21 protein-coding genes and 1 tRNA gene are annotated in these 24,456 nt (G+C 48.4%); all 22 read left to right on the top strand.

Translation table 11 applies throughout. The features are described 5' to 3' along the window. Positions 1 to 21: 21 nt before the first annotated feature. The 22 genes from glnA to FH755_RS01655 all read left to right on the top strand — a co-directional run bounded on the left by glnA (position 22) and on the right by FH755_RS01655 (position 24,453). Entirely contained in the window at positions 22 to 1,431 is a 1,410-nt protein-coding gene (glnA, locus tag FH755_RS01760; RefSeq protein ID WP_292438079.1) for a glutamate--ammonia ligase, read from the top strand. A gap of 101 nt (positions 1,432 to 1,532) precedes the next feature. Then, entirely contained in the window at positions 1,533 to 2,129 is a 597-nt protein-coding gene (locus tag FH755_RS01755; protein ID WP_292438078.1) for a DUF4124 domain-containing protein, read from the top strand. 193 nt (positions 2,130 to 2,322) lie between these two features. Continuing rightward, positions 2,323 to 3,378 (top strand): nitrogen regulation protein NR(II), encoded by a 1,056-nt coding sequence (gene glnL, locus FH755_RS01750; RefSeq protein WP_292438077.1) that lies wholly within the window; start codon positions 2,323 to 2,325, stop codon positions 3,376 to 3,378. Next, positions 3,365 to 4,771 (top strand): nitrogen regulation protein NR(I), encoded by a 1,407-nt coding sequence (gene ntrC / locus FH755_RS01745; RefSeq protein ID WP_292438076.1) that lies wholly within the window; start codon positions 3,365 to 3,367, stop codon positions 4,769 to 4,771. Before glnL ends, ntrC begins: the two co-directional genes overlap by 14 nt. A gap of 53 nt (positions 4,772 to 4,824) precedes the next feature. Beyond that, positions 4,825 to 4,901: transfer RNA gene (locus FH755_RS01740), tRNA-Met, on the top strand. Between the two features lie 527 nt (positions 4,902 to 5,428). Next, positions 5,429 to 7,570, top strand: coding sequence for a PAS domain S-box protein (locus tag FH755_RS01735; protein ID WP_292438075.1), 2,142 nt, complete (start codon positions 5,429 to 5,431; stop codon positions 7,568 to 7,570). A 311-nt stretch (positions 7,571 to 7,881) separates the two neighbouring features. Continuing rightward, complete coding sequence (locus FH755_RS01730; RefSeq protein WP_292438074.1) at positions 7,882 to 8,538, top strand: response regulator transcription factor; 657 nt, start codon at positions 7,882 to 7,884, stop codon at positions 8,536 to 8,538. Positions 8,539 to 8,561: 23 nt separating this feature from the next. Beyond that, entirely contained in the window at positions 8,562 to 9,944 is a 1,383-nt protein-coding gene (locus FH755_RS01725; protein WP_292438073.1) for an undecaprenyl-phosphate glucose phosphotransferase, read from the top strand. Next, the gene (locus tag FH755_RS01720) at positions 9,934 to 10,293 is read left to right on the top strand and encodes a VanZ family protein (protein WP_292438072.1); all 360 of its coding nucleotides are present in this window, start codon (positions 9,934 to 9,936) and stop codon (positions 10,291 to 10,293) included. Before FH755_RS01725 ends, FH755_RS01720 begins: the two co-directional genes overlap by 11 nt. Positions 10,294 to 10,423: 130 nt before the next feature. After that, on the top strand, positions 10,424 to 11,368 hold the full coding sequence (locus tag FH755_RS01715) for an EpsD family peptidyl-prolyl cis-trans isomerase (protein WP_366658643.1): 945 nt from the start codon (positions 10,424 to 10,426) through the stop codon (positions 11,366 to 11,368). A 35-nt stretch (positions 11,369 to 11,403) separates the two neighbouring features. Next, positions 11,404 to 12,591 (top strand): XrtB/PEP-CTERM-associated polysaccharide biosynthesis outer membrane protein EpsL, encoded by a 1,188-nt coding sequence (epsL, locus tag FH755_RS01710; protein ID WP_292438069.1) that lies wholly within the window; start codon positions 11,404 to 11,406, stop codon positions 12,589 to 12,591. A 34-nt stretch (positions 12,592 to 12,625) separates the two neighbouring features. Next, positions 12,626 to 13,648: an SLBB domain-containing protein gene (locus FH755_RS01705; RefSeq protein ID WP_292438067.1), complete on the top strand. Its 1,023-nt coding sequence runs from the start codon at positions 12,626 to 12,628 to the stop codon at positions 13,646 to 13,648. A gap of 10 nt (positions 13,649 to 13,658) precedes the next feature. Beyond that, the gene (gene epsF / locus FH755_RS01700) at positions 13,659 to 15,068 is read left to right on the top strand and encodes a chain length determinant protein EpsF (protein ID WP_292438065.1); all 1,410 of its coding nucleotides are present in this window, start codon (positions 13,659 to 13,661) and stop codon (positions 15,066 to 15,068) included. A 168-nt stretch (positions 15,069 to 15,236) separates the two neighbouring features. Beyond that, complete coding sequence (locus FH755_RS01695; RefSeq protein ID WP_292438063.1) at positions 15,237 to 15,956, top strand: CpsD/CapB family tyrosine-protein kinase; 720 nt, start codon at positions 15,237 to 15,239, stop codon at positions 15,954 to 15,956. A gap of 74 nt (positions 15,957 to 16,030) precedes the next feature. Beyond that, on the top strand, positions 16,031 to 16,540 hold the full coding sequence (locus FH755_RS01690) for an FxDxF family PEP-CTERM protein (RefSeq protein ID WP_292438061.1): 510 nt from the start codon (positions 16,031 to 16,033) through the stop codon (positions 16,538 to 16,540). A gap of 144 nt (positions 16,541 to 16,684) precedes the next feature. Next, entirely contained in the window at positions 16,685 to 17,548 is an 864-nt protein-coding gene (xrtB, locus tag FH755_RS01685) for an exosortase B (protein WP_292438058.1), read from the top strand. Between the two features lie 17 nt (positions 17,549 to 17,565). Continuing rightward, positions 17,566 to 18,261: an exosortase C-terminal domain/associated protein EpsI gene (locus FH755_RS01680; RefSeq protein ID WP_292438057.1), complete on the top strand. Its 696-nt coding sequence runs from the start codon at positions 17,566 to 17,568 to the stop codon at positions 18,259 to 18,261. Between the two features lie 188 nt (positions 18,262 to 18,449). Further along, positions 18,450 to 19,349, top strand: a complete 900-nt coding sequence (locus FH755_RS01675; protein WP_292438056.1) for a nitroreductase family protein — start codon at positions 18,450 to 18,452, stop codon at positions 19,347 to 19,349. A gap of 46 nt (positions 19,350 to 19,395) precedes the next feature. Then, a complete protein-coding gene (locus FH755_RS01670) occupies positions 19,396 to 20,850 on the top strand; it encodes a lipopolysaccharide biosynthesis protein (RefSeq protein WP_292438054.1) in 1,455 nt (484 codons plus the stop codon). Beyond that, positions 20,850 to 22,046 carry a polysaccharide pyruvyl transferase family protein gene (locus FH755_RS01665; protein WP_292438052.1) on the top strand — a complete coding sequence of 399 codons (1,197 nt, stop codon included), beginning with the start codon at positions 20,850 to 20,852 and terminating at the stop codon, positions 22,044 to 22,046. Before FH755_RS01670 ends, FH755_RS01665 begins: the two co-directional genes overlap by 1 nt. 185 nt (positions 22,047 to 22,231) lie before the next feature. Continuing rightward, complete coding sequence (locus FH755_RS01660) at positions 22,232 to 23,257, top strand: glycosyltransferase (RefSeq protein WP_292438050.1); 1,026 nt, start codon at positions 22,232 to 22,234, stop codon at positions 23,255 to 23,257. Then, on the top strand, positions 23,254 to 24,453 hold the full coding sequence (locus FH755_RS01655; RefSeq protein WP_292438048.1) for a glycosyltransferase family 4 protein: 1,200 nt from the start codon (positions 23,254 to 23,256) through the stop codon (positions 24,451 to 24,453). The genes FH755_RS01660 and FH755_RS01655 overlap by 4 nt, the downstream gene beginning before the upstream one ends. The last annotated feature ends 3 nt before the right edge of the window (positions 24,454 to 24,456 follow it).

Here is a 24,456-nt window from a genome sequence, read left to right as displayed (position 1 = left end):
TCTAAAAATTGGAGAAGTTAAATGTCTGTCGAAAATGTGCTTCAAATGATCAAAGATGAGGACGTCAAGTTTGTTGACTTCCGTTTCACTGATACGCGTGGTAAAGAGCAACACGTCTCTTATCCTGCCCACTCTATTGATGAAGATACCTTCACGGAAGGCGCAATGTTCGACGGCTCTTCTGTTGCCGGCTGGAAAGGCATTAACGAATCAGACATGATCCTGATGCCCGATCCTGAAACTGCAGTAATGGATCCTTTCATGGATGACAATACACTGATCATCCGTTGTGACATCGTTGAGCCTGCGACTATGCAAGGCTACGAGCGTGATCCACGCAGTGTGGCCAAGCGTGCGGAAGCTTATCTTGAATCTACCGGTCTGGCGGATACGGCATTCTTCGGCCCTGAACCAGAATTCTTTATTCTTGATGACGTACGCTGGGGCAGCGACATTTCCGGTTCTTTCTACAAAGTCGATTCTGACGAATCATCATGGAATACTGAAAAAGTCTTCCCCGATGGCAACATGGGTCACCGTCCTAAAGTAAAAGGCGGTTATTTCCCGGTTCCACCCGTTGATTCTCTGCAGGATATCCGTTCAGCCATGTGCCTGACCATGGAAGAAATGGGGCTGGTTACAGAAGTTCATCACCATGAAGTGGCGACTGCCGGTCAGTGCGAAATCGGTGTTAAATTCAACACCCTGGTGAAAAAAGCGGACGAAGTGCAAATTCTGAAGTACGTGGTGCATAACGTGGCTCACGCTTACGGTAAAACTGCGACCTTCATGCCGAAACCGCTGGTGGGTGATAACGGTAGTGGCATGCACGTGCATCAGTCTATTTCCAAATCAGGTGATAACCTGTTCTCTGGTAACAAATATGGCGGCTTGTCTGAAACTGCGCTGTATTACATCGGCGGTATTATCAAGCACGCCCGTGCACTGAATGCATTCACCAACTCTTCAACCAACAGCTACAAACGTCTGGTTCCGGGTTTTGAAGCGCCTGTTATGCTGGCTTACTCGGCACGTAACCGTTCTGCTTCTATCCGTATTCCTTACGTCAGCAATCCGAAAGCCCGTCGTATCGAAGTGCGCTTCCCTGACCCTTCTGCCAACCCCTACCTGGCATTCTCAGCGATGCTGATGGCGGGTCTGGACGGTATCAAGAACAAGATTCATCCTGGCGATGCCATGGATAAAGACTTGTATGACCTGCCTGCAGAAGAAGCAGCTGAAATCCCAACAGTCTGCCACTCGCTGGATATGGCGCTGAATGCCCTGGACGAAGATCGTGCTTTCCTGACGGAAGGTGGCGTATTCACTGACGACATGATCGATGCTTATATTGAACTGAAAATGGAAGAAGTGACTCGTCTGCGTATGGAAACTCACCCGGCTGAATACGACCTGTACTACAGCGTTTAATCCAGTCGATCGGTTATCCTTTAATAAAAAAGCGTCCCTCGGGGCGCTTTTTTTATGTCCGGTAGTTGCGCTGGAGGCTGCTTCGTCCTATGCTTCAGATTATGAAATTCACAGCTTTATCGTTACTGCTTTTCCTGTTGCCGGTGCATGCGGAGATCTACCGGTGGGTTGATGAAAGCGGTAATGTGGTATTTTCCGACGAACCGCAACCCGGAGCGGAAACAGTCGATCTGCCCCCGGCGACGACCTATACACCAGCCGAAGATGAAGCTGTTACGGATGACATTCTCAAGCTGTCGCCAGATGACGACGAACAGGCAACGCAGGAAACCCAGGCACCGGATTATCAAATCCGTATCGTCGCACCCGGCAATGACGAAAGTATCTGGGTCAATAATGGCGATGTAACCGTGAGCATGATAGTGGAACCGGCGCTGGATACGGAACGTGGTGATAAAGTGCTGTTACATCTGGATGGCGAGCCTGTTGCCGAACCGCGTGCTTCGACCACGTTTCAGCTTAATAATCTCAGTCGCGGCACCCATAATCTCAATGCCATGGTTGTCGATAGCAATGGCATGACACTGACTAGCACGGGCAGTGTGACCTTCCATCTGCACCGCGCATCTATTCAGAATAATCCCGGCCTGACACCACCGGGCCCCACTGGCGGCAAGCCAACCCCGAACAATAACTGACGCACCTTATTGGTGCGTTATTTCTCCGTTTAAATGCTATATTGCCTTTTTTATCCAAGGCAAACTCGCTTGTGCACGATATGGCTCAGGGAGTTTGTCCAACAATCAACAGCTTACCGGTCTGCTGAATAAAAACGACAGGAAATGGAGCGTTTTTTGCTACCAGCTGACCATGCATATGAGTGTCACCACAATGAGTCACGATGTTATTGCCAGCAATGATGTGCTGGAAAACCTGACGACCGCCGTTCTGGTCCTGGATAGCTCCTTACGTGTCTGCTATATCAACACGGCCACTGAAGTTTTGTTTGAGATTAGTCAGCGTCAGGCTGAACACATTCCACTGCAGTCATTATTGCCTGGCGAAAAGCGACTCGTCGGTTCACTCCGCCGTGTAGTGTCAACCGGTCAGGCACTGATAGAGCGGGAAGTGCGACTGTTTCTGCCGGCAAGCGGTGAGATACTGGCAGATTGTTCAATGAAGATGCTGGATGTCGATGAGCCTTACGTGATATTGGAGTTGGCCCAGCTTGATTATCAGCAGCGCATCAACCGCGATGAGAATCTGCATACCCAGCAGCAGGTGGTGCGGGGGCTGGCCCATGAAATTAAAAACCCATTGGGCGGACTTCGCGGTGCAGCACAGTTGCTGGAGCGTCAGCTGGATTCAGAAGATCTTAAAGAATATACGCGGATTATCATCGCTGAGGCTGATCGGCTGCAAAATCTGATGAACCGTATGCTGGGGCCGAATCAGCATCCGGAGAAGCGTGACACCAATATCCATGAAGTGCTGCAACATGTCAGGCAGCTGGTCGATATTGAGGTAGATGAGCGGCTCAAATTCAGGATTGACTACGATCCGAGTATCCCCGAGCTGTATGCCGATTTTGATCAGCTGATTCAGATCTTCCTCAATATCGTACGTAATGCGGTGCAGGCCATGAATGGTGTGGGCTTGATTACACTTCGCACCCGTATACAGCGCAATATCACCATCGAAAAAAATTATTACCGGCTGGGCGTTCTGGTTGAAATTGAAGATAACGGTCCCGGCATACCACAATCTTTGCAGGACAGTCTGTTCTACCCGCTGGTCACCGGCCGTGCTGATGGCACGGGGCTGGGACTTTATCTGGTGCAGAACCTGGTTCAGAGAAATGGCGGCACAGTGTCGTGCAACAGCCATCCGGGACAGACCATTTTCTCAGTTATATTTCCTTTGGAGTTAGCACGTGAACGCCACTAAAGCGATAGCCTGGATAGTCGACGATGACCGATCCATAAGATGGGTCTTGCAAAAAGCACTGGAAGCAGTAGATATCACGGTTCGGGCCTTTGAAACGGCTGATGTTGTATTACATGAGTTGAAACAGGGCCAGGAACAAGCGCCGGATGTACTTATCAGCGATATCAGAATGCCGGGTATAGACGGCCTGCAGCTTTTGTCTGAAATCAAACAGCGCTACCCCGAATTGCCAGTGATTATCATGACGGCCTATTCTGATCTGGACAGTGCGGTGTCTGTTTACGAGGGGGGCGCCTTTGAATATCTGCCCAAACCTTTTGATGTGGATGAGGCGGTAGAGCTGGTCCAGCGTGCCATTGCCCACAGCAGACAACAGGAGAAAAGCCCGGTAGAGGATTTTAACCTTGGCGCTGAGATTGTCGGCGAGGCGCCGGCGATGCAGGAGGTTTTCAGGGCGATAGGACGCTTGGCGCGCTCCAACATCACTGTACTGATTAATGGTGAGTCTGGTACCGGTAAAGAACTCGTGGCTCAGGCCTTACATCGTCACAGTCCGAGACGTCAGTCTCCGTTTATTGCTTTGAATATGGCGGCAATTCCCAAGGAATTGCTGGAGTCAGAACTGTTCGGTCATGAAAAAGGTGCTTTTACCGGTGCCCATGTGCAGCGTAAAGGCCGTTTTGAACAAGCCAACGGGGGCACCCTGTTTCTGGATGAAATTGGCGATATGCCGATTGAGCTGCAGACCCGGCTATTACGGGTGCTGTCTGATGGCGAATTTTTCCGTGTGGGCGGTCATAGTGGGGTCAAGGTGGATGTCCGCATTATCGCGGCGACTCACCAGAACCTGGAAAAGCTGGTTGAGCGTGGCGATTTCAGGGAAGACTTGTTTCACCGCCTCAATGTCATTCGCATTCATATTCCTTCTTTACGGGAACGGCGGGAGGATATCCCGGCCCTGGTCGCATACTTTCTCAACAAAGCTGCGAAAGAGCTCAATATGGCGACCAAAAGTGTGTCGCCCGATGTGGAAAGTTACCTGTCACAGTTAACCTGGCCGGGTAATGTCCGGCAACTGGAAAATACCTGCCGCTGGCTGACCGTGATGTCTCCGGGACAAGTGGTACAGATGGATGATTTGCCGGTTGAGCTGTCTACTGAGACCGCTGAAGGCGGTAGCCGACCGGGTAGCGACTGGCAGCAACTCTTCAGACAGTGGGCTGCCACTAAGGCCTTGAGTGGCCAGGAGGGTGCTCTGGCAGACGTGGTGCCATTGATTGAGCAGCTGCTGATGGAGGTCGCCCTGGAAAAAACGGCCGGTAAAAGACAGGAAGCTGCCAAGCTTTTGGGCTGGGGCAGAAACACGCTGACGAGAAAGTTAAAAGAAAATTAGAAATCGCCTTGCATGCCCCTGGGGGGCTATGTATAATGCGCAGTCTAATCAGGTGCGGGGTGGAGCAGCCTGGTAGCTCGTCGGGCTCATAACCCGAAGGTCGTTGGTTCAAATCCAGCCCCCGCTACCAATTTTTCATACAACAGTATGAACAACTGATTAGGCACAAATGGTATCGACCGGGTTATTTCTGAATAGCCCTGATACCCACTCCTCATTGAAACAACTCCCACAACACTTCCCTCAATAACTCATCTCAAACCGGGACTCCTGGTTTTACTGCTGTCTGCTTGCTGCAAAAGATCCGGTGGATTACCAACCAGTCCAAAGAACTCAGTGGCATGGCTTGCTATTGTTCCGGTATCAACACCTCTTCCAAGTCTCGCTAATCAGGCGATTATAAGGTTTGAGATGAATCCCAACGCGGCAGATATTTCTGCAAAAACCTATTTGAGCATTATCATCGCGATAATCTTTATTGCGTCCCTGGGGAAGTTATTAGATTTTCCTGACATCCCACGCTCAGCGATCGGCTTTGAATTGAGTCTGGCCCTGGCAGCAGTATTACTGTTTGGCGCCAGAATACTTCCAGCGCTCTTTCTAGGTGTTCTGATAGCACAGATACTTTTTACATCGCCTACATTCAGCGCAGTAGGTATGTCACTGCTTTGTCTTATTGCGGCCATGCTTGGTCGCTGGGGGATGATCAGCTTCAATGACTTTGATAACAACCTTGAAAACAGGAAAAGTGTTATCAGCCTGCTGATTTGGGGAAGCGGGGTAGCGGCCCTGTTTTCAACATTATCGAGTCTTTCCCTGTTGGATGTGCTCAGCCCGGATTTTCAGGTTTCACTGGAGATTGTCGTCCACACCTGGATGTGGACTGCGATGGGGATACTGTTAATTGTTCCCAGAGTCTTGCTGTCTGGTAATTATCATTACGTCAAACTGCAGTACGACCAGCGACAAGTACTCTGGTTAATTGCTATTTTTGCTTCCTGTCTGCTGGTGTTTACGGATCTCAGCATCAGTGAGTCGCTGACCTCATTGTTTTTACCTTTCATTTTCTACCCCTTGATTGTCTGGGGCGCCCTGTATGTCGGCTTGAGTGCAGTCTACGCCGGGGCGTTTCTGATCTTCATGTCGGCCTACAGTAGCTATTTTTTTGGGATAGGTTACTACGGTGAACAGCTGGCCGGTGTGGCATTCGAGATATGGATATTTATCATGTCTCTACTCATTACGGGGCTGGCAGTCGGGGTCAGTCAGGTGCAGCGTGAGGAAGCAGAGTGGCGTGCGGCCAGTAGCCGGATGGATGAACTGCTGTCTCGAACTTCCCTGTCACTCAAGACCTTGCTGATGTTGCAGTGCAAAACCGCGGTTAACGGCGCAAAAGGTTGTTATTCGGGGATTTTTCTGATCAATGACTCCGGTAAGCTGATGCTGGATGCACAATATAATCTGCCCGAAAAGTTTATCGAAGCCACGGCTTCAACCGACTTTAGTCAGGCTGAAACGCCAATCAAGCAGTGCTATCAACACGGCAGGCTGGTCAGTTCGACAGAAAATCCCAGGCATTGGATGCACCTTGATGCAAGTATGCCGCTATGGGGCGGCGTTCACTGTTTTCCGATTCTCGATATGTTCAGAAAACCACTGGGCGTGCTGTGTGTTTTTTACGCTTCCTCAACCTGGTTTCATCTAGCAGATATGGAGCGGTTGCAAAGAATTGCTTATCAGTCCTCTTTGTTGATAGTTCGCAAACAGGCCGAGATTGCACTGAATGAAAAACATCGGGAGGTAGAAAATGAGCGCGCCATTCTCAGGACCATCATTGATGCCAATCCCGATATCATTTTTATTGAAGGCCGTGACCACAGGCTGACACACAGTAATAAGGCTTTTGATAAATTAATGGGGCTCGATGCCGGGCAGAGCTTGAATCTCTCGTCTGAAGATATTTTCTCAGAAAAATTCACGGCCCTGATAGCGGAAATGAATCAGAAAATTCTGAATGGCGAGGCGCCGTTACTGCGCGAGGAGATCTGGATCAGGGGTATCAATTACACAGCCGTATTGTTTGATCTCATAAAAGCACCGATGCAGGACATTGAAGGCAGAATTGTCGGCATCATCAGTATTGGCAGGGATATTACCCAACAACGGGAAGTGGAAGCGGAATTGGTTGGAATGACCGAGGATCAGCAGCGTTCAATCGGTCAGGACCTGCATGACGGGGTCGGACAAAAGTTAGTGGGTATCTCATTTCTTGCCAAGTTACTTGATCATGGCTTACATGCTAAGCAGTCCGAGTTCGCCAGAAATGCTTCAACCCTGACCAGCCAAATCAACGAAGTCATCTCTGAAATCCGTGGCCTGGCAAGAGGCTTGTTACCCATTGAACTGGAGTCTAACGGGTTGAATGCTGCACTGGACAGTCTGACTAAAAATACAACCGCGACCTGTGACGTGAACTGTGTTTATATGCCGACTGGTGAAGTGTTAATCAGTGATCGGATTGTGTCGCTCAATCTGTATCGAATTGCTCAGGAAGCGATTAGTAATGCTATCAGGCATGGCAAAGCCAATAAGATTGAAGTCGGGCTGGAAGTCAACGATAACCATTTTACACTGACAGTCAGGGACAATGGCATTGGCTTTGATTACGAAAAATACCAACAATTTAACAAAATTAAAGGAATCGGTTTGCAGTCCATGATTTACCGGACTAGACTGATAAATGCAAAAGTTAGCTTTGCCAAGTTAGCTGAAGGGTTTGAGGTTAAAGTTGTCCGTTGACCTCTTTGTGCCTGGGCATCGTAGCTCGAATACAAACTAATCCAAATCTTTCTTCCTGTACTGAACCATTTTTCATTGACTTCTATTGCTGGTAGACGCAGTAAAAAAATGCTTTTTATTTTCGCTATTTTCTGAATGTGGCGATTAAAACTGTTTTCTTGTTTCTATATTTTCTCTTATTGGTTCACAAAATGAAGCATAAGAGAGCCCGGTTTTAGTGAGTTGTCTGAATAACACGAATTAATTCACACAGCGGTTTTTTTCTGAGTGTTAATTTGCAACCCCAATTCAGAGATTGTTGAGGTGAGTACATGGCTCATGAACTAATCAGTATTATGCTTGTGGAAGACCACCAACTGGTGAGACAAGGCATGTCAATGCTGATCAACAGCCAGGATGATATGGATGTTGTATATGAGTGCGCCTGTGTCAATGAAGCAAAACAATTTCTCCAACACACGCCTTCCGTGGTAGATGTCGCGATTGTCGATATCTCACTGGATGGGGTTTCGGGATTTGAGTTGATGAAATGGATGAGAATTTATCACTCGGATTTGCCGACAATTGCCATATCAATGCATGACGAACTGCTCTATGCCGAGCGTGCCATTAAAACGGGTGCGAGCGGTTATATCATGAAGCAGGAGGCTTCAGATAAAGTCATCAATGGCATACGCGCTGTCGTCGGGGGAGAGATCGTCGTTAGCGATGCCATCCGCTCCAGAATCAACAGCAATGAATCGGCGGATAGAGATTCCGTGATAGATAACCTGACAGCCTGCGAATACGAAGTATTCCAGCTATTGGCACAGGGTAAGTCCACCAGTGAGATAGCCTATCTTAACAGTCGAAGTGTGAAAACCATCGAAGCCCATAGAGCCAACATCAGGAAAAAACTCGGCTTATCAGATGGTAATGCACTGATGAGATACGCAATAAAAATGCAATCTGAGATTGCAGCAGTATAGGCACGACTGTAAGGAAAGCATGAATGGCAAGCTTACCCATAATTACCCAAGGTAATTTATCAATCACTGCCTTGCTGAAACACGTTATTGAGCCGGTAGTGGCTGTCCTGACGCTTGTTTCAGTGGCAACATTTTATGGTGATAGCCTGAATCTGAAATACACCATATTGTCCCTGTTGATTCTGATCATTACCTATCCTGGTGAATGGATCACTTCAACAGTGCCGATGTTTGCCAGAAGACTGGCCTCTTCATGGTTCATTATTGTCATTCTGCTGTTTTTGCTGGGGTATGGCACCCAGACATTACAGTATTTCCCGGATGAGGTCGTCCTGACCTGGATTCTGCTGACGCCACTGATGGTGCTCATTTTCAGCGTGATTATCAAAATGATCGTGGGCAGTATCCAGGTCATCAAGGCCGGCAATAAGAAAGCCGTTGTCATTGGGGTCAATGAATTGGCCGGCAATTTTGTGTCCCGGGTTAATGCTGATGATCTGAGCATGGTGGAAGTCGTGGGCTTTTTCGATAATCACGCCTCCCTGCCGGTGTTGAGAGAAGCTGAAGTGCCATTGCTCGGAGAGATGTCAGATGTCGCCGCCTACTGCAAGCAAAACAGTATCGACAATGTCTATATCGCACTTCCGATGGCGGCACAGCCAAGGATACTGAAGTTATTGGATGATCTCAGAGATACTACGGTCTCTATCTACTTTCTGCCTGACCTGTTCCTGTACGACATGATTCAGGCTCGAATTGACTCAATGAACGGCATCCCTGTCGTCGGTGTTTGTGAGTCTCCGTTCATCGGGCTCAACGGCATAATTAAACGTATCAGCGATATTGTGCTGTCGTCAATCATTCTGATCCTGATCTCACCTGTCCTGATCGCGCTGGCTATTGGTGTGAAACTGAGTTCACCGGGACCGGTTCTGTTCAAACAATTCCGCTACGGTCTGGATGGCAACAAAATACTGGTCTATAAATTCAGATCGATGCGGGTCCACAAGGAAGAGAGTTTCGTCAAACAGGCGACGAAGGATGATGATCGCATTACCAAATTCGGTCACTTCATTCGAAAAACTTCGCTGGATGAATTGCCACAGTTTATCAATGTACTGCAGGGCAGAATGAGTATTGTCGGTCCCAGACCACATGCTGTTTCACACAACGAAGAATACCGAAAACTGATCAAGGGCTATATGGTGCGGCATATGGTCAAACCCGGTGTCACGGGCTGGGCTCAGGTCAATGGCTTCAGGGGAGAAACACAGACACTCGATAAGATGGAAAGCCGAATCCGTTATGACCTGGATTACTTACGTCACTGGTCGCTGTATCTGGACTTATGGATTATTTTAAGAACGGTGATCGTGGTTTTCAAAGGCGATGAAAATGCCTACTGATTCCAGACTGCTTTATATGAAACCAGCCCTTGCTATTTGCTTCATCGTGGTGGGATTGCTGGTCGGTGGTGCAAGGCCGGAAATGTCGAACCTGCTGAAGATGCCCTACGATAAATTGGCCCACTTCACGGCCTATAGCTTGATCACTCTGCTGCTATGGTTTTCATTTTCTGGCCGTAACAACTATTTTGCAGCCGTTTCGGTTTCTGTATTGATCGCCATGTCAGATGAAATTTATCAACTTTTCCTGCCTGGCAGAGAGGCCGATCCGATTGATTTTGTCAGCGATCTTACTGCAATCGGTCTGACCGGCCTGTGTCTGTATCGCTATCAAGCAATCAGGCAATGACAGCAGTTTTTAAACATGGCGGTTAACTGAGCACGTGACAGGATAATTTTTAAAGAAGTGTGACCCACAAGCAATCCACTTTGTTATGGGGCTGTCACCATTGATCAAAGCAAACATTTAAGAATGTGAAATGAGAGGATATCAGCAGATGAGACTAGCGAATACTGACAGATTGTTACCGGTTCTGCTCATGACAGTTCTAGTCGGTTGTTCTGAATCCAGCCCTAAAGAGAATACCCAGGTTGCTGCGAAAGTAAACGATCAGGAAATCACTGTTCATCAGCTCAATCTTGCGATTGGTTCGATGGGTGAAAAAGCGCTCTCAGCGGATAAGAAAGCCCTGCAAACTGCCGTGCTGAATAACATGATTATTCAGACATTGATGGAGCAGGAAGCTGAAAAAGCTGATCTTGATCGTGAGCCTTATGTTATGCAGGCGATGGAGGCAGCTAAGCGCCGGGTGCTGGCGTCTGCCTACATGCAGCAGATAGCCACTATCAGCCCATCAATCACGCAAGAAGATATTGAAAAATATTATGCAGCTAATACGGATTTGTTTGCTAACAGAAAACTGTTTGTCTATGAGCAGGTGACGGTGCAGTCTGATAGCGACAATGTTGAAGCCGTGGATAAGAAAGTCAGGCAAACGCAGTCGCTGACTGATTTCACTGACTGGTTACAGAAAAAATCGATACCCTACAGTCTGCTGACTCAGGCCAAAACCTCAGAAAACATTTCCCAGAATCTGCTTAAGCCACTGTCAACGCTGGATGTCGGACAGGTCGGCTTTCTGAAGCTTGATGATGGCTTTGTGGTTATTGAGGTCAAAGACAAGCAACCCCAGCCTGTGGGGCTGGAAATGGCGACACCGGCGATTAAACAGCACTTGCAACAGCAACAACAAACCGCGCAGATACAACAAACGGTGAGTTCGCTTAAAAGTGCTGCAATGATTGAATACAGCAAGAGTTTTGAACCCAACAACGGCAGCGACACGGCAGAGAGCCCTGAACCGGTTGCAACAGATATGATTCAAGAGTCATATATTGAGAAAGGCTTGCAGGGTCTTGAGTGATTATGCATCGCTTCAATAATTTCTCAGTTAAAACAATGCTCGCTATGCTGGGTTCATCAGCCATGCTGATGGGGCAGGCTCAAGCCGCGGAGGGGGATACGTTTACTCCCTATTACAGCAGCAGCATTGTCTACGACTCGAACCTCCTCAGAATCGATGATGATAATCCTGCCAGAATTGGCGGCGTACGCGGCCGTTCGGACACATTGAAAAAAAATCTGCTGGGTTTGAATGTCGACTGGAACTATTCAAAACAGCAGTTCATTGCCAGGGCCGCGGTCAGTGATAATGACTATAACCGCTTTAATTCGCTGGATTACCAGGGGCGTTACCTGAAAACCCAGTGGAATTATCAGTTGGGGAATCAACTGAGTGGCAATATTGGCCAGGTATTCAACCGGGCCCTGGCCAGCTTTAATGATATACGCGGTTTGTCAGGCAATTTAAGGGATCAGCAAAGCCGATTCTTCAATTTGAACTACCTGTTCCACCCCAGGTGGCAGACCGGTCTGTCTTATACCGAAAACGAGCTGGAATACGATGCGGCCATTCAGAGGATTGGTGATTTCCAGAACCGGACAGTGGGGCTGGGGCTGGATTATCTGACTCCGAAAGGCAGCCGTGTCGGGGTCAAGATCACCCAGGAAGACGGCAAATACCCTAATCGTTCTGTTACCGAAGTCAGTACATTGGATGATGGTTACAGCGAGCAAAAGGCCGCTTTGAACCTCAAGTGGCAGTATAGCGTAAAAACCAGTTTTCAAATGCAAACTGCCTATGTGCAGAGGGATTACGACAATTTGCAGGAACGTGATTATGATGCTGTCGACAAGCGAGTCAGTGTCACTTATAAGCCATCGGTTAAAACAGAGTTCAAGCTATCCGTCTTTGATGAGACTTACCCCAGGGATGATTTGCAGGCCAGTGTCAGTGAGCATTTTGGACAGAGTCTGGCGTTGTCCTGGCTGCCAACATCAAAGCTGACCTTTCAAGCGAAGTACAGAAGAGAGTCCCGGGAAGATCTGGACAATCCTGGCTTTGTTATCGGCCCGGTTGCCCAACGTGAAGATGATAATGACAGTTTGTCTTTCACCCTCAACTACGAGCCTCACCGAAATATTGATTTCACGGCCGGTTATAACAGGATGGAACGTGATTCATCGGTGCCTCTGGGAGATTTTGACGCGGACATTTTCAGTTTGACCGCGACAATCAGAATGTAATCTCACTTTCCAACCAAACAAAGACGAGTTCATTATGAAAACATTAATATTCACATTTTTATTGTGCATGTCGACTCAGCTTTTAGCCGCCAATCCGCTGGGGGCTGGCGACATGCTTCGTATCACCGTTTATGACAACCCGGATCTGACCACCGAGACCAGGGTGACAAGTGATGACACCATCAATTTCCCTCTGGTCGGCGAAATCAGTGTGGCCGGTAAATCAGTGCCGGAAGCAGAAAAAATGATTGCCAGAGAGCTGGAGAACAAAGGCTTTTTGCGCAACCCTCAGGTCAATATTCTGGTTACCGAATTTCTCAGCCAGCAAGTCTCGATTCTGGGTAATGTGACAAAACCCAAAAGAATCCCGCTTCACAGAGAAGTTTCATTGACAGATGCCTTGGCGTTGGCGGGGGGGATTACCCAGCTGGGCTCGGATTCAGTGTCTATCATCTCAAAGCGCGGTGACAGGGCTAATAAAAAGAAACTGAACCTGACAGAGATTCTGAATGGGAAGCGCCCCGATGTGATGGTCTCGCCCGGAGATATCATTTATGTCCACGGCTTGCAGGTGTCAGTGCTCGGTGCAGTCAATAGTCCGGGCAAGTATCCCATCACTGATGAAGCGACCACGGTCTCTGACTTCATTGCCCTGGCCGGTGGTATTTCAAGTACCGGCAGTGATGAAGTGACTCTGACATCGAGCCAGCCGGACAGCGAGGGGAAAAAATATGTGATCAATCTGAATGAGATGTTCACTGGTCAGGATGCGGATAAAAACCTGGCAGTTCGCGAAGGTGATGTTATCTATGTGCCTCGTGAGCCGAAGTTTTATATTTACGGCGAAGTTAATAACAGCGGGGCCTACCGGTACGAAAAAGGTATGACGGTCTATCAGGCTTTGGCTATTGGTGGCGGCTTGTCTTCCCGTGGTACCGAGAATGGGCTCACGCTGAAAAGAAAAAATGCAGATGGCAAGTTCGTCACGCATGAAGTGGATGGCACGACCACTATCAAAAAAGATGATGTGATTTACGTTAAAGAAGCATTTTTCTAAGGATCATTCAATGAGCTTAAATCAGCTGATAACAATTCTGCTGGCACGCCGGATGCTCGTGATTCTGGTTTTTGGCCTGACTGTGCTGGCGGCCGCCGCCGTCACCATGGTGTTGCCGAAAACCTATCAGGCGACCTCATCACTGATCATCAATTACAAAGGCACTGATCCTGTGACGGGGGCAACAATGCCAGCTCAGTTGGCACCCAGCTATATGGCGACGCAGGTTGATATTATCTCCAGCCAGAATGTGGCACGGAAAGTGGTCGACAAGTTGAAGCTGGATGAAACGCGTTTCGCTATTGATGCGTTTAAGCAGGTGACCAGTGATTCGGAAAACGTCAATAAAAATGTCGATATTAAGGACTGGTTATCCGGTGTGCTTCAGAAGAAACTGATCATCGAGCCTTCTAAGCAGAGCAATGTGATTGAAGTCGGCTATAAAGGCTCGGACCCGCAATTTGTCGCTACCGTTGCCAATGCATTTGCAGACGCCTACATCGATACCAACCTGAAGCTGAAGGTTGATCCTTCTATCGAGGCCGCGGAGTGGTTCAATGAACGCCTCGCCAGTTACAGGGAAGATGTGATCAAAGCCGAGGAAAAGCTGACTGCATATCAGAGTGAAAAAGGCATTGTGGCGCTGGAGGAACGTTGGGATGTTGAGAACTCGAAACTTGAACAACTTTCACAGGAATTGGTTGTGGCCCAGGCAGCTGCGCTGGATTCCAACTCGCGCAGCAATGAAGCAAACAATGCTGAAAGTATTGAAAAGAACCCGGATATTCTGACCAATCCTCTGATTCAGAGTATGAAAGCGGAACTGAATAGCGCCGAGGCGAACCTGGCAAAAATGAGACAGCGCTATGCTGCCAATCATCCCAAGTATCAGGCGGCGCAGGCTGAAGTGAGCAACCTCAGAGCGGAGCTTCAAAGAGAGATTGAGAATGTCACAGGCGGTCTTTCCAATTCGGCTGGACTCTCTGATAAAAGAGTCAGCGAACTGGAAGCTGCAGTGCAGAAACAGAAGCAAAAGATTCTGAAACTGAATCAACACCGGGATGAGCTGGCGGTGTTGCAGCTTGATGTCGAGAGTGCGCAACAAACACTGGATACGGCGCTGGAACGATTCAGTCAGACATCGATGGAAGGCAACACCAATCAGAGTGATGTCTCTGTGTTGACCCGTGCCACGCCACCGCTCTTTCCCAGTTCCCCCAATGTGAAACGCAATCTCTTTTTAGCGGCAGTATTGGGGTTCATTCTGGCAGCAGGCATGGCCTTATTGCTGGAGCTGCTCAACCCTCGTGTTCGTTCAAGAGAAGATCTCTCAATACCCGTACTGGGTGAACTCAAAAAGAGAGGCTATCGTCAAAAGGCATTGCCTGCACCGAAAACTCAATTATTGAGTCAGCAGTGACGATAAGCCCTAACCCTAACACCATGCTGCATGCTGATGAGGACTGGCAATTTCTTGCTTGTCCCGGCCAGCAGGTGACTGGATGTCACGCTCAGTCAGCACGTAATTTGCTAGCACAAAGGTTCAATTGATATGAACAAAGCAATCAACAATGATGGTGAGGATTTCATGAAATCAGATTCAAATATCAAGCAATCGATCACGAATGATGAAGATTTCATGAGAGCCGGTTCCACGGAGCTGACATACAGAATCCTGCCACCCGATAGTGCCGCAATAGATCCTGAAGTATTTGTCGCTTTCACGCTGGATGGACAAGAGGTTGAGGAGTACAGGGCACTGAGAACCCAGCTATTGCTACGCTGGTTTGATGTCAATAAGTGCTTGCTGTTTACCTCCGCCCGGGAAGGTGAAGGCGCCAGTCAAGCGGTAGCAAACCTGTCCATTCTGTTCTCACAGATGGGACACAAAACCCTGCTGATTGATGCCAACATCAGAAAACCAGCGCAGCATGATTTGTTCAGGCTGGATAACACTCACGGACTCTCGGATTTGCTGGCCCGCAGGACGGAAGGCAACAATATTCAGAAGATCAGAGGCTTTGAGAACCTGCATGTGCTGACTGCGGGTCCCCGATTGCCAAATCCACTGGAATTATTATCGATAGATAGCTTCTGGGCCGCGGCAGAGAGAGCTTTCGATATCGTGCTGATCGATTCCCCCCCAGCCCTCGATTATTCTGATGCGCAGCTGATCGCATCGAAAGTGGGTGGCGGAGTCATCGTGGCGCGTAAGAACGTGACCAAAACCAGAGAGCTGGAAAAACTCAAGGCGCAGTTCGCTATTGCAAAAGCAGAAACTGTCGGTGTAGTACTCAGAGATTTTTAGGGGATCGGAGCATATATTCCCGGAACCAGCCTCATTAACATATTAAACGTTGCTACCAACAAGAGGAGATAGCGATGAAGAAATATTGTGTAATGAGCTTGTTTCTACTGATCAGCCCGTTTGCCAACGCGGCGGTAGAGTTTGATGGCACTACGGAATACACCACAGAAGAAATGGCATTTGAAATCGGTGATGAAGCGGTAGTTGCCAATTTCGAAAACGAGACTGACACAGTTGAAGATTACACCAACTTTTACTCTTTTACTGTGCCAACAACTCAGGATGTCACATTCAGTTTTAATACGGATGGCCCTGATGGTGGCGAAGGCAGCCTGAATTTTAGTGTGATGGGTCCAAATGGTGTCGAAGAGACCATCGGTAATGGCGAAGATGGTTCAATTACATTTGCCGATCTGTCTCCCGATACCTACTTGCTGGAAGTGGACGCACGGGTGCTGAACGAGGGCTCTTATACCTTGTCCTCTTCAGTTTCTCCGGTGCCGGAACCCAGCACATTGGCTCTGATGATGGCGGGTTTTGGCCTGGTCGGCTTCATGAGTAATCGTCGTCGTCAATTTGTTTAATGTGAACTCACTTCATACAAGGATGAACAATAAAAAAAGGCGATTCTATCGCCTTTTTTTATTTTCACAGCAGGCTTAATAAGCTGAGCCCTGTTGTGAACAGAATCATTAGCGGCATCATTACCTGAAAACATGAGCTGACGCATGACAACAAGACTTTTTTCCTTTCAACAAGACAATGAAAATCTGAAATGGATATTCATTATTTTTGGCTTGTTTGCCATGTATCTGCCCACGTTTCTCAATTTATCGGACAGGCTCTGGCAGTCGGAAGAGCATGCACACGGGCCTTTTGTATTACTGATTACCCTGTTTTTGTTCTGGCAACAACGCGATGCACTGTTAACCAAACAGGATGAAAGGCCTTATCCCGTTCTCGGCTCAGTCATTTTTGCACTGGGCCTGCTTATATATTTACTCGGCCGGTCTCAGGATATTCTGATTTTTGATGTCGGCTCAATGGTGCCCGTTGTCATCGGCCTTCTCCTCATGACGAAAGGGTTTAAGACTCTGCTGTCATTGTGGTTCCCGATCTTTTTTCTTTTATTTTTACTGCCGATACCCGGCTTTATTATTGATGCCGTTACCTTACCGATGAAAATCGCCGTGTCCTATGTGGCGGAGTCCATCCTTTACTGGTTTGATTATCCGGTAGCTCGAAACGGCGTGGTGTTATATGTGGGGCCATACCAGCTGTTAGTTGCTGATGCCTGTGCCGGCCTGCAAACATTAATTTCACTGGAAGCGCTGGGCTTGCTCTATCTGCATTTAGTGAAGCATGACTCATTTTTACGAAATTGCCTGTTGGCTCTGGCCATTATTCCCATCTCATTTACGGCTAATGTGACACGTGTATTAGCATTAATCCTTGTAACTTATTACTTTGGCGATGAGGTAGGTCAATCTTATCTCCATGACTTTGCCGGATTGTTTTTATTCATCGTGGCACTAACCCTGATCATCTCTGTTGATACTTTGTTGTCGAAGTATTTAAGAGATGCCAAATAAGCATTTGGGAATGATTTATGTCTTGGTTGAAGGCGAGCACGCTCTGCGTTCTGATGATACTCACGGCCACCATGGCAGTGTTGGCAACGCCCACAGACTACCTGGCCAACATTAAACACAGAGACCCACTAGAAAGTTATATAGAACCCCGTCTTGATGACTGGCAGCTAGACCGCGGAAGCCGCGTATTGGTGACCAATGCGGTATTGGATGAAAAACTGGAAAGTGCTTATTCCGATCTTATTAGTGAGACCTACCAGAATGCGGAGAACAAGAAAGTGATGCTGTCTGTGGCTTACTCAGATAACCAGCGTAACGGACTGGCGGTACACTCGCCAGAGGCTTGTTATCCGGCTCAGGGTTTTGAGATTCTGGAAAGGAAACAATTTCCCATGACACTGAATGATGGCAAACAAATCACCGTCAGGTACATGAAAACACAACGCGGGAAGAGAATTGAGCCGCTGGTGTACTGGACAATGGCGGGTGAGCAGCTTTACCGGAATAACCTCGAAAGGAAGCAGGTTTCTATTCAGTACGCACTGAATAATATTATTCCTGACGGCCTGATCTTCAGGGTTTCCACGATTGAGGCTGACGAAGCAGCTGCCTTGAACGTTATCACTGACTTTATCCGGGACTTTCACAACAGTCTGGCTCAAACCGAACAATCCCGATTTTTCGGGACTGAGTCGACGGTAATGCCTCACTGAACGCCCCTGATTCATCAGCTTTTCATCTACCCTGAATCAAGAAGAATTTTATGGTTACATTAATTAAAAATGTCATCTCATTGAGCCCGGGCCTCAAGCAATTTCTTAAAAGGAGCCGGGATGGCTACAGGCGCAGTGTGCTCAGGTATCGCTGTTACAGTTACGAAAAAAAGCGTAATGCAGCGCACATGGGCTGGCATCGAGCCAATAATATGGAATACTCCAGGCGCAGTGCAGAGTTGATTTTCTGGTATCACAAACTGGAGAAGGGCTTGTGTCTGCCACTTGAAAACCGACGCTTCTTTGGCCGCTATCCTGCCCAGCAGACGCTGGCTTTACTGAAAAAATGGGAACAGGACGGTCTGTCCAAACAAACGACGGTTTACAAAGCTGCAGTCGGTGTCCTGGAAGCCTATCGTGATTTTGTAGCCACCGAGGACACCACTAAACCGCAAGTCGCTGAGACACTGGCGGAGCTTGAGGCGTTTCTGGGGGGGCACGAGCAAAGCGAAGACATTTACCGGACGCCGATTCAGTTCAAGCATCTTCCGGAAGATACCTATGACATCTTGTATTCACTCTCGTTGAGCAGACGCAGTACGCGTAACTTCAGAGACCAGCGTGTTTCTATGGATATAGTTGAAAAGGCAGCGAAGCTGGCTCAACTCAGTCCCAGTGCCTGTAACAGGCAACCCTGGCGACTGCATATATACGACGATAAAACGCATATCGAACAGATGCTGAAACTGCAGAATGGCAATCGCGGTTTTGGACATACCATCCCCATGCTGGCAGTGGTGTGTTGCGATATGGGTGCTTTCTTTGATTCAACCGAGAGAAATGAACCACCGCTGGATGGTGGCTTGTTTTTGATGTCATTTTTGCTGGCACTGCAATCCCTGGGGCTGGCGACATGTTGCTTAAACTGGTGCGTGGATCCGAGAGTCGATCAGCAGGGGCATCAGGTCGGTAATATTCCCCAGAATGAAAAGATCCTGACTTTTCTGGCGATTGGTTATGCCGCCGATGACACCGTGGTGCCGCTGTCTGCCAGAAGACCTTTATCAGATCTGATTGTAGCCCATTGAGCTTCCGTTTGAACTTAATACTTAGCCAACCCTGCAGGATGAATGAATGGGTCTAGCCTCGAAAGCAGCACGTGGCGGCGTGGTCATGATGTCTGGCCAGATGGGCAAAGTGGTTCTGCAATTGCTGAACCTGATTATTCTGGCCAGGCTGTTAAAGCCGGAGAGCTTCGGTCTTGTAGCCATGATTGTTGCTCTATTCGGTATTGGTGAAATTATCCGTGACTGCGGTCTGTCCACCGCAGCGATACAGGCAAAGACGCTGACACAGAAACAGGCGAGCAATCTGTTCTGGGCTAATCTGTTGATTGGGGCATTGTTGACCCTGACTGCCTATTTCCTGGCGCAGTTGATTGCTGATTTTTACGGTCGGGTTGAACTGGTTGAAATCGCACAGTTCCTGTCGCTCATTTTTTTGTTAAATGGCGCTGCATCACAGTTCAAAGCCAAACTGAACCGTGATTTGAAGTTCGGCTTCCTGGTGACGGTCGAATTACTGGGGACGCTTATCGGCATCGGCGCCGGTATTTATCTGGCATACAGTGGCTATAGCTATATGGCGATTGTGTACCAGCAGATAGTGCAGGCATTCATGTTTCTGCTGCTGTATTCCTTATTGGCCCGTTGGCGGCCCAGCCTGCCTCAGCGGGATGAGGGGACAAAGCAATTGTTCTCATTCGGCTGGAATCTGATGGGCGCGCAGATGCTGGGTTACTTCTCAAAAAATATGCCGGTGGTGCTGATTGGTTACAAGTTCGGGGCAACACCGCTGGGTTATTTTGAGCGGGCCATGCAGATTCTGATGATGCCGTTAAACCAGCTCAGTGCTCCCTCGCAGGCGGTAGCGGTACCGATTCTGTCAAAGCTGCAACTGGATGATGAAGCGAAATACAATCAGTTTCTGGTTTTTGGGCAAAACATCATTGTGCATCTGATTACCTTTGGTCTGATGCTCATTGCCACCCAGACAGAAAGACTGGTGACGCTAGTGCTGGGCGCACAGTGGGTGGAACTGGTACCGATATTCCAGGCATTGTCTCTGGGCGGCGTGTTTCTGGTCCTGGGTTACAGCAGCTATTGGGTGTTTCTCAGCAAAGGTATTACCAACCGCTTGCTCAAACTCAGCTTGATCACCAGGCCGTTGATTATTGCAATCACGGCGGCCGGGCTTGTGGGGAATACAGCGACGGTAGCGCTCTGCTACTCGCTGGGGCTGGGCTGCTCCTGGTTACTGGGGATGTATTGGTTAAAAAATACCGGTATTCCGGTCAGGCGCATGCTGCTGAACCCCATGATGGTCGCTCTGGTTTATTTTTTTGCGGCCTTTGTTTCACATCAGTTGATATCACTTTTTCAACTAGGACTGCTTGAGGGGGTTCTCTACGGATGGCTGGTGTTCTTCCTGTTACTCGCAGTGGCCTACGGGTTGTTGCCCAGTTTCAGAATCAGTGTGAATCAGCTTTTTCAGTTACGTAATTACCTCAATAAGGGCAAGCAGGCTTAATGAAACAGCTCATTAAAAAATGTATTCCGAGTACTTTTATCAACGTGATGCTGGGACGTTGTGTGCTTTTCTTGCTGCAATGGCGAAAGCGCAGGCTGATCAGCCCCGATGAATCAGCCCTGATCGCCGCCCCGGGGGGCGGTAACATTGGTGATCAGGCCATGCTGGAATCGTTTCTCCATAATGTGGCCGGTAAGAAGCTGATTATCACCACCAATAATAATGATGTCCGTATTCCCGACAGATACAGGCTGGATACTGAAGTGATAAAGATGCCGGGTTTAATTTACGGCGAACCGCATGCTTTTTTGCGTGATTTTCTCAAATTGACCCGGCTCATGCCCAACTTACAGTCACTCTCAATTATTGGTGCGGATGTAATGGATGGCGGCTATAACCCGCATGCCTCAGCGATGCGATCCTATGTGGCAGGGTTTGCAGCCAAAGCCGGTATTGAGGCACGGATTCTCGGCTTCAGTTGGAACACACAGCCACATAAAAAGGCTGTTAAGGCACTGAAAAAGGCAGCACAGCAAGGGGTTCAGTTATTGGCGCGGGACACCATTTCCCAGGCACGTATTCAGGAAGCCGGCATCACTCAGATCGCTTTAACGGCGGATGTGGTGTTTGCTAACGGGACTCAGCAGGAGGAGGGAATTGCCGACGTTCTGGAATTCTGCCATGGAAAAAAGGTGGCGATCGTCAATGCCAGTGGCTTGATTGCCAAGGATATTGATCAGATAGAAGAATATAAAACTATCATCGGTAAACTGCTCGATGAACAGTATGCCATTGTACTTTTGCCACATGTCATCAGAGATGGCGCCAACGATTTAAATGTCTGTACCGCGATCGCCTCCCTGTTTCCGGAGGTCTATTTTGTCGACAGATTGCTTGAACCAGACCAGATAAAACGGCTGGCGAAGACCGCCAGGCTGGTGGTCACCGGGCGCATGCATTTATCGATTATGGCGATTAATGCCGGTGTCCCCGCCATTGTCTTGTCGACGCAGGGTAAAGTCGACGGCTTGATGAAATTCTTTTCGCTGCCTGAGTTGTCACTTGAACCACAGCCCGGTTTTGGTCACAAAGTCGTGACCTTAATCGATCAGTTGCAAAACGACTACGCCCGTTACAAAACCCGTATCGCTGAAAACATTGAGCCTGTACGTCAGTTAGCAGCAAAAAACTTCTAAGCCTGCTTATCAGAAGCATCGACGTATTGCAGCGTCGTTAAATAGCGTGAAACAAGTCGCTTTACGCTGATCTTCCAAGCTTGAGTCATAAGAACAGTGCAACTTATCACAGCATGCCCAGAGACAGGATCATAAGCTGTGCACGGCTTTCCTCAGCGAATCTTGTTAAGCAACAGAGTTGAAGGATGAAAATACTTTTCTACCCGGAGCCCGATGGGGCCAATGAATACACTTCCAACATGGTTGCAAACCTTGAGGCCGTGGCGGGTGAGCCTGTGCATTTTTCACCCAATATCAAAGCGATCGTGTTAAGGCCGTTTAAAACCTTCTGCTTTAAAAAATATGATGTTGCGGTGATTAACTGGCTGGAGAACAACTTAAGAAGTGAAGGCGACAAGTTATTTGCTTTCGGGGTGCTGAAGTTTTTTGTTTATATCCTGTTTTTCAAACTGGCTGCCAGAAAAACAGTGTATGTAAGACACAATGTCTACCCGCACGATATCCCATCCCGGCAAAGCAAGACAGCCAGGAAAATCATTGATTTTGCTGAGCGCCTGTTTGACAAGAAAGTGTCACATTCAGGCCATCTGGTCGATGAAGGATACTTTTATGTGCCTCACCCGCTTTATGACACACACACCGGCTTATTAACTGCCAAGGCAGATGACAGGCAGGACTACTACCTGGTATTCGGCCGAATCGCGAGATACAAGCAGCTCCATAAGCTTATCGATAACTGGCCACAAAGCGAGAAGTTATTGATTGCCGGGCCGGCGTCAGATTCAGCCTATGTGGAAGAACTCAAAACCCGCGCTCAAGGCCTGGATATTGAGTTTGATATTCGTTTCCTGCCCAACCAAGACGTTGATGCAATTATGAGTCATGCCAGCGCCATTATTCTTTCCCATGCCGGAGATGAAATGATTGTCAGTGGCAGTTTTTTTCACGCTATCAGTTACGGTCTGCCGGTCATCGCCTCCGAACAGGCCTTCCTGTGCTGGCTAAAGCAGGACATGCAGTTCAGTGGGCTGACTTTGTTCAGCTCGATGGAGGCACTTGCCGCGCTATTAAAAGCGCCAATCACGACCAGTAAACAAGCCGTTCTAAACGAATCTGATCGACTGTTCGGGGAGCAAGTGGTCCAGGCAAGCCTGACCAGTTTGCTGAATGAGTTAAACCGCGGAATCAAACTGGAAGAGGAACTGAGATGAAAAAGTTATGCATTATCGCGGCGGCTTATCCTCCCAATGTTAAGGGCGGTGGCGAGAAGTCTACCCAGCTGCTGGCAAAAGGTTTATCCGCTCTGGGAAATGAGGTCACTGTGCTGACTATTGATCACAGGGATAATGAATTTCAGGACGATACGGTCCGGGTCAGGACGATTCTTTCCCCCAATGTTTACTGGAATTTCAAACACAGCGAGCCGGCTTTCAGGAAACTGATCTGGCATTTCAGGGAAAACTTTAATCCGAGGGCTAAACAAATAATTGTTGAAGAGCTGGAGCGGATTAAACCGGAAGCCGTTATCACCAGTACCATAGAGAATTTTGGTAATGCTGCCTGGGAAGCTTGTCATGAGCTGAACATTCCGGTTGCCCACATTCTCCGAAGTTATTACACCTTGTGCTTCAAAGGCACGATGTTTCGAGATGGTCATAATTGTGAGCAGCGCTGTCACAGCTGCCGGGCAGCAACCTTCGGTCGGGTCAGAAGCGCGGCTAAAGTCAACGGCCTGATTGGTATCAGTGATTTCATCCTTAACCGGCACGAACCGTATTTCACTCAGGCCTTAAGCCAGAGGATATTTAACCCCGTTGAGGTTGAGACTTCAGTCAATGCGCTGCCTGAAGGTGAGCAATACATTTTTGGTTATCTGGGACGAATAGAACCTGAAAAAGGCGTAGAACTTCTGCTAGAGGCATTTCAAACCTTGCCTGATGACTACCAAATCAAGATCGCCGGTACCGGCAAAGAAGACTATGTTAAATACCTGCGTGATAAATATCCTTCGGAAAGGATCCATTTTCTGGGTTGGGTTTCGCCCGAAGAGGTCTATCGTTCAGTCCACTTTGTTGTGGTGCCGTCAATGTGGCATGAACCCTTCGGCAGAACGGTGATCGAAGCCTATTCCCATGGGGTGCCTGTGATCGCCTCTGCCAGAGGCGGACTTAAGGAACTGGTAGAAGAGGGGGTAACCGGTCAACTTTTTGAGCCTGATGATCCTGCCAATTTCAGACAAGCCTGCCAGGCGGCGGTGAAAAACCAGCTTGCCAGCAGAGCAGTGAGTCTATCGGTACAGAAATATGCACAGCGTTTTTCCGTGGATGTGATTTCCGCTCAATATGATGCCTTTATCGATGCCATGCTCAATGAGCATGCAACACAGAACATCATGCAGGCCAGCTGAGCG

This window comes from Methylophaga sp., assembly GCF_009711715.1.
Lineage (GTDB): Bacteria > Pseudomonadota > Gammaproteobacteria > Nitrosococcales > Methylophagaceae > Methylophaga.
This window is presented reverse-complemented; position numbering and strand designations above follow the sequence as displayed.